The sequence below is a fragment of the Luteibacter sp. P4_E6 genome (assembly GCF_056401535.1).
The window spans coordinates 1-5,950 of the sequence record NZ_JBFUJE010000246.1; the positions used below are offsets into that span (position 1 = coordinate 1).

Annotated in this window: 5 protein-coding genes; 2 read left to right on the forward strand and 3 right to left on the reverse strand. The window is 65.1% G+C overall.

Annotation, left to right across the window (positions count from 1 at the left end; genetic code table 11):
- Positions 1-391 precede the first annotated feature (391 nt).
- Together AC1DT2_RS14315 and AC1DT2_RS14320 are read right to left on the reverse strand one after the other, a co-directional pair.
- The gene (locus AC1DT2_RS14315; protein ID WP_477297018.1) at positions 392-1,648 is read right to left on the reverse strand and encodes a hypothetical protein; all 1,257 of its coding nucleotides are present in this window, start codon (positions 1,646-1,648) and stop codon (positions 392-394) included.
- A 261-nt stretch (positions 1,649-1,909) separates the two neighbouring features.
- Positions 1,910-2,476 carry a glycine zipper 2TM domain-containing protein gene (locus AC1DT2_RS14320; RefSeq protein WP_213948402.1) on the reverse strand — a complete coding sequence of 189 codons (567 nt, stop codon included), beginning with the start codon at positions 2,474-2,476 and terminating at the stop codon, positions 1,910-1,912.
- A gap of 201 nt (positions 2,477-2,677) precedes the next feature.
- Between AC1DT2_RS14320 and cysS the strand changes: the two genes are divergently transcribed.
- Positions 2,678-4,057: a cysteine--tRNA ligase gene (gene cysS / locus AC1DT2_RS14325; protein ID WP_063572871.1), complete on the forward strand. Its 1,380-nt coding sequence runs from the start codon at positions 2,678-2,680 to the stop codon at positions 4,055-4,057.
- The gene (locus AC1DT2_RS14330; RefSeq protein WP_063572870.1) at positions 4,054-4,488 is read left to right on the forward strand and encodes a SufE family protein; all 435 of its coding nucleotides are present in this window, start codon (positions 4,054-4,056) and stop codon (positions 4,486-4,488) included. The genes cysS and AC1DT2_RS14330 overlap by 4 nt, the downstream gene beginning before the upstream one ends.
- Positions 4,489-4,657: 169 nt before the next feature.
- Here AC1DT2_RS14330 and dksA read toward each other — a convergent pair whose 3' ends face one another.
- Entirely contained in the window at positions 4,658-5,770 is a 1,113-nt protein-coding gene (gene dksA, locus AC1DT2_RS14335; protein WP_477297019.1) for an RNA polymerase-binding protein DksA, read from the reverse strand.
- Positions 5,771-5,950 lie beyond the last annotated feature (180 nt).

The window sequence follows — 5,950 nt, forward strand, 5'->3', positions numbered from 1 at the left end:
CTGTAATCCTGGGTGGAGAGGAAGTGGCGAACGGTCATGGCGGTCCAGATCGGTCGGTGGCCTTGGGGGCCGTGGAGGAAGTGAAGAATCAGGAGTCAGGAATTGGAAACGAAAAAACCCGGCGCATGGCCGGGTTTTTTAGTCGTTGCGTATGAAAAGCGCGCGACAGCCTACCCGGCCGAGTATCCGATGTACGGTCGACGAGCACGCGACGTCATCCCTGCGGCCATTCGGGCGCTGGTGAAGACGACGGCGGTGTAGACGGTATGGGACACGGCAAGGTCTGGAAAAGTTGAACCGCGATGATGCCGGGATTTGGTGCGGCGCGCAAGAAGGGCCCGATGCGCCAGAACCACAAGTGACAGGCGCCTCAGGCACATTGTCGCTGTGCTCATGGCAGCGATGTCACGACCGGATCGGCGACATGCGCGCTGTCCTCGACCACACCCGCGGCCTGGTTACCGCTTTTCGACACGGCTAACAAGGCATTGCTCGGCCCGCCACCGGAAAACGGCGGAACAGGCGACAACACAGCAGGGAACGCCGGATTCCACACGGCTGACTGCATGTGGTCGTCCGCGTTGTGCCCGACCACGACGACCAGATCGGAGGTTCCAAAGCCCGTCGCGTGGACCGTCCTCCCCGTCGCAAGCACAGGTATTGCGTCAACGGCGGTCACCGTTCCGCTGGCATTGATAGCCATATAGGCAGCGTTCGACTTGCCGTCGGCTGTCTGAAACGCGAAGACGATATTCCCCAGGTCGTTCAGGAACGCCCCCGAAGTCTTTATCGCAACGCCGTTATAGGTAATCGGCGGTGCAACGGCCGTGGTGCTTGGTGGCTGCCAGAAGGCCACTCGCGAGGTGGGAGCCGTGGGGAAGATGCACGTGCCCATGATCCTGCGAGAGACGTTGATGGATTGCGCCACGCAATAGGACGCACCGGGTGCCGGGGCGAGCGTGGTCATCAGGTACGCGCCAAGCAGACCGGTCGGCGTGGCAACGACTGCCTTGGTCACGCCGGTGCCGTTCGGACAGTCGAGGACCACCTCGGGATTCGCCGTCCCGACGGGCTCCGCGATGTCCACCGGTACGCAGTTGTCCCCCGGACTGGACACCGTGACAGGAGTCGTCGATCCCGCCTTCCAGATGACCGCTGTCGAGTTGGCTGCGCCGGAGTTACTGCTTCCGGCGATATCACCATGATCATTGAAGGCGGCCGCCTCGGTGCTGACATCCGCGCCAAGGCCGAGCAGGCCCGATTGCGGCAGCAGCTTCACCACCGTCGTCCCTGGCGCGGTCCAGGTCACGGCGAAGCCGACACCGCTCGCATCGACGCAGCCACCGATGACCAGCCCGTTGTTGCTGATGCCGCTGGCGGAGCACGAACGGCCCGTTGCGAGGGGTGCGAGGGCAAACTCACCTCCCGATCCGTTGGCCACCCAAGCGACCGTTGGCCCCGTGCCGTTCGGTGCACTGCAGGCGCCAGCGGCGATCCCGCTATCGTTCACATCCGACGCCACGCATTGGGCGCCTGCGTTATGGCCAAGATTGGTGAGCGAAGCGGCGGCAGCGCCTGGCGCGTGAATCGAGGCAGCGAACAGCGCCACGGCCGGTAAAAAAGATCCCTTTCGAATGAACGCATTCATCTCGCTTCCCTCGGATGGCGTCGGTGATGCAACGCGTCTTAACCTAGACCCCCGTCAAGAAGCGTGGAATAGCGCCTTGGATATAGAGGCCCGAGTGCGTCTCCATGGACTTCAATCGACTGGATTCACGGCGTCCGTTTTTGCGCCCACCTTTCATCCGGGACGCGGCAGCACCATCGCCGCTGAAGCGGCTCCCACAGCCAGCAAAAAAAGGCCGCGATTCCTCGCGGCCTTCCTGGCGGATCGCAGCGCGAAACCGGCTCAGTCAGCCGGCGCCACGCTCACGCGGACGCGAAGACGCTCGCCCGGGTCGTAGTTCAAACGCGAAACGTAGACCTCACCACGGTAGCGGTATTCGACGTCGTAACCGGCGATACGGCGCTGCTCGGAGACCGAGCTGACGTCGCGGCAGCGGGTTTCCGTGCCCTGGTAGGTGCGGTCGCCCTGGTGGGAGATGTTGTTGCCGACGGCGCCGCCAGCAACCGCACCGACCACGGTGGCGGCCTTGCGGCCATCGCCCTTGCCGATGGTATTGCCGAGCACGCCGCCGACCACGGCGCCGAGAATGGTGCCGGCCGCGGAATTACCGCTGGACTCCTGTCGGACGACAGGCTGGTCGTAGCATTCCTGTCGGGGTGTCTCGACGCGCGCGACGCCGTAGACCGGATCGACGCGCAGGACGTCGGCCCAACCGAAGTGGGTATTGTCGTCCGGACCCTGGGCGGGACCGGGCGGCGGACCCGGGGGCGGGCCGTAACGACCGTCCTGGGCACTGGCACCGGTAGCGAAAACCGCGAGGATGAGCGCGGGGATAAGCAGGCGAGACATTTAGGAGAACCTCCAGCCAGGCGCACAAAACGCCTACCGGTGCATTTCATCAAGTTCACGCTGAATCCACGCTTAGAGGCGCGGGGATGACCTTCACATAGTCATGTCAACCGAATTCCGAGCCGCGCGTGTGCCGCACGCCGCGCCGGGCTTGCTAATATCTCCGACCGGCCGCCCGCCGCGCCCGTCCACGGATCCCCGATGCCGATCTCGCTCTACAACACCCTGTCGCGCCGCACGGAAGCGTTCAGCCCGCTCGATCCGCAGCGGGTGACCATGTATGTCTGCGGGCCCACCGTCTACAACTACATCCACATCGGCAACGCCCGGCCGCCGGTCGTCTTCGACGTGCTGGCACGCCTCATCCGGCGCCATTACCCGAAGCTGGTCTACGCCCGGAACATCACCGACGTGGATGACAAGATCAACAACGCGGCGGCGGCGGCGGGTGTACCGATCGGGCAGATCACCAGCCGCTACGCCAAGGCCTACAACGAGGACCTGGCGCGTCTCGGCGTGGCTCCGCCGGATGTCGAGCCCTACGCGACGGATCACATTCCTCAGATCATCCGCATGATCGAGCGGCTGATCGCCAGCGGACACGCTTACGAAGCCGAAGGCCACGTCCTGTTCAACGTCGAGTCCTTCCCCGCCTACGGCGCGCTTTCCGGTCGCGACCCGGACGAGCTGCTCGCTGGCGCGCGTGTCGAAGTGGCGCCCTACAAGAACAGTCCGGGCGACTTCGTGCTGTGGAAGCCTTCTGACGAGACGCTGCCTGGCTGGGACAGCCCCTGGGGTCGGGGTCGCCCCGGCTGGCACATCGAGTGCTCCGCCATGAGCGAGGCCCATCTGGGGGACACCATCGACATTCACGCGGGTGGCGTCGATCTCACCTTCCCCCATCACGAAAACGAGATCGCCCAGAGCGTCTGCGCGCACGGCGGCAAGCCATTCGCACGATTCTGGATGCACAACGGGATGCTCACCTTTGACGGTCGCAAGATGTCGAAGTCGCTGGGCAACGTGCTCCAGTTGCATCAGCTGCTGGACAAGCACCCCGCCGAGGCGCTTCGCCTGATGCTGCTTCGCGGCCACTACCGCCAGCCGTTGGACTGGTCCGATACCGCCATGACGCAGGCCGTGCGCACCCTCGACGGCTGGTACGGCGTGCTGCGCGACATGGCCGACGTGGATGCCGGTACGCCGGTGATACCCCCGGCTGTCGAGGCCGCGCTATGCGACGACCTGAATACGCCCCAGGCCCTTGCCGAGATATCCCAGTTGGCCGACCATGCGCGCCGCGCCACCGGTGAGGAGCGCGCCTCGGCGAAGGCCGCCCTGCTTGGCGGTGCCGCCCTGCTCGGCCTGCTCGCCGAAGACCCCGAAGCCTGGTTCCGCCAGGGCAACCCAGGCGAAGCGATCGATGCAGGAGCCATCGAGGCCCTGCTCGAGGAACGCCGCGCCGCCCGCGCCGCGAAGGATTTCGCCCGCTCCGATGCCATTCGCGATCAGCTCAAGGACCTGGGCATCGCGATCGAAGACAGCGCACAAGGCACGCGCTGGAGTGTGGTGAAGGCATGAACGAACCCCAGGAAGCCACGGCTGCAGAAGCCCAGGCCGCGATCGCCGAGGAATTCGCCTTCTTCAGCGACTGGACCGAGCGCTATCAGTACCTGATCGACCTCGGCCGACAGCTGGCGCCCTTCCCGGACGCCAGCAAGACCGAAGAGAACCGCGTGCACGGGTGTCAGTCGATGGTCTGGCTGATTCCGTCGGGGGATGCGTCGAAGATGTATTTCGACGCCGCCAGCGACTCGGCCATCGTTTCCGGACTGATCGCGCTGATGCTTCGCGTCTACTCCGGCCGTTCGGCGCGAGAGATCGTCGATACGGAACCGGCGTTCGTCCAGGAGATCGGGCTGGCGAAGCACCTCTCCCCTACCCGCTCCAACGGCCTGTCGGCCATGCTGGCCAAGGCCAAGGCCTACGCTGCCGCGACCCTGGCGGACTGAGATCCGGTTGCGCTGACCCTGTGGGAGCCGCTTCAGCGGCGATGGGTGCTCGCGTCGAACTGGCCCGCTGCCGCGGGATCGCCGATGAATCGGCTCCTACAACGGCCTGCTACAAAAAAGCCCCGTCATCGCTGGCGGGGCTTTTTTGTTGCCGAAGCGCGAGGGACGATCAGTCGCCCATCTGCTTCTGCAGGTGCTCGCGGCGCTCCTGCGCGTCGAGCGTCAACGTGGCGATCGGGCGGGCGTCGAGGCGCTCCACACCGATTTCCTCGTCGGTCTCTTCGCAGAAACCGTAGCGGCCTTCCTCGATCCGACGCAGGGCCTTGTCGATCTTGGAGATCAGCTTGCGGTAGCGATCGCGGGTACGCAGCTCGAGCGAGTTTTCGGTCTCGCGCGTAGCGCGCTCGGCCTCGTCACCCACATCACGGACTTCCTCGCGGAGGTTGTCCATGGTCTGGCGGGACTCCTCGACGAGCTGGTCGCGCCAGTCCTTGAGCTTGTTGCGGAAGTAAGCGAGGTGACGAGGACTCATGTACTCCTCGTCACTGCCCGGCTTGTAGCCCTTGGGCAGGTCGATGACAGTCGAAGCGGGCAGCGCATAGCGGCCGTCTTCGCGCGTGATGCCGTTATCGGCGGTATTGGAAGCTGTGCTGTTCATGCTGGATTGAGCGGACTTCTCGTTTCTGGATGAGGTAGCGCTGCCCACCGCGGACGCTGTCCGGGGTGCCACAGCAGCAACGGCCGATGCCGTGCGACCCTTGACGGGCGGCGCGACATCGTTGGCCGGGGTGACTTTCTTCACCACCGGCGCGGGTGCGGGTGCGGCGCTCTTGGCCGGCGCCGCAGTTGTCTTCTTGGCAGCCGCCGCGGTCACTGCGGGCGCTGCGGCTTTCGTTGGCGCGGCGGGAACCGCCTTCTTGGCAGGCGCCTTCGCCACCGGCTTCGTGTCGGGCTTTGCAGCCGCCTTCGTCGCCGGCCTGGTGGCAACCTTGGGAGCTGCCTTGACCGGCTCGGCCTTGGCGGGCGCCTTCTTGGCGGCAACCTTGGCTACCGGCTTCGCGGGAACACTCTTTGCAGGCGCGGACTTCACCGGTGCGGCCTTCTTCGGAGCCGTCTTGGCCGAGGTCTTCGTCGCGGGCTTAGCCGCGGCACTGACTGCGGTCTTCGCCGGCGTCTTTGTTTTCACCACGGCCGTAGCCGTCCTGGCCTTACTCACATCACCGGCTCCGCCCTTTTTGGCGGCGCCCTTGGCAGTTGCGGAACTACGAGCGATTTTCGCCATTTCCTTCACCTCGGTGGCCGTGGCGGCGGGGTGTTATAGCCCAGATGCGTTAGCCCAGCAACCTATCTTCTGGGATACTGTCGGCTGGCTGACGCCGGTCGACCCCGGACTGAAAAGTGACCCGCCTCCTACTATTCCTTCTGTCCCTCTATAAACGATGGCTGAGCCCCCTTCTAGGGA

What these genes read in the sequence shown, in the direction of transcription:
- AC1DT2_RS14320 (WP_213948402.1), bottom strand. Translation starts at nt 2,476, where the DNA reads ATGTCTCGCCTGCTTATCCCCGCGCTCATCCTCGCGGTTTTCGCTACC.
- AC1DT2_RS14330 (WP_063572870.1), top strand. Translation starts at nt 4,054, where the DNA reads ATGAACGAACCCCAGGAAGCCACGGCTGCAGAAGCCCAGGCCGCGATC.
- AC1DT2_RS14315 (WP_477297018.1), bottom strand. Translation starts at nt 1,648, where the DNA reads ATGAATGCGTTCATTCGAAAGGGATCTTTTTTACCGGCCGTGGCGCTG.
- dksA (WP_477297019.1), bottom strand. Translation starts at nt 5,770, where the DNA reads ATGGCGAAAATCGCTCGTAGTTCCGCAACTGCCAAGGGCGCCGCCAAA.
- cysS (WP_063572871.1), top strand. Translation starts at nt 2,678, where the DNA reads ATGCCGATCTCGCTCTACAACACCCTGTCGCGCCGCACGGAAGCGTTC.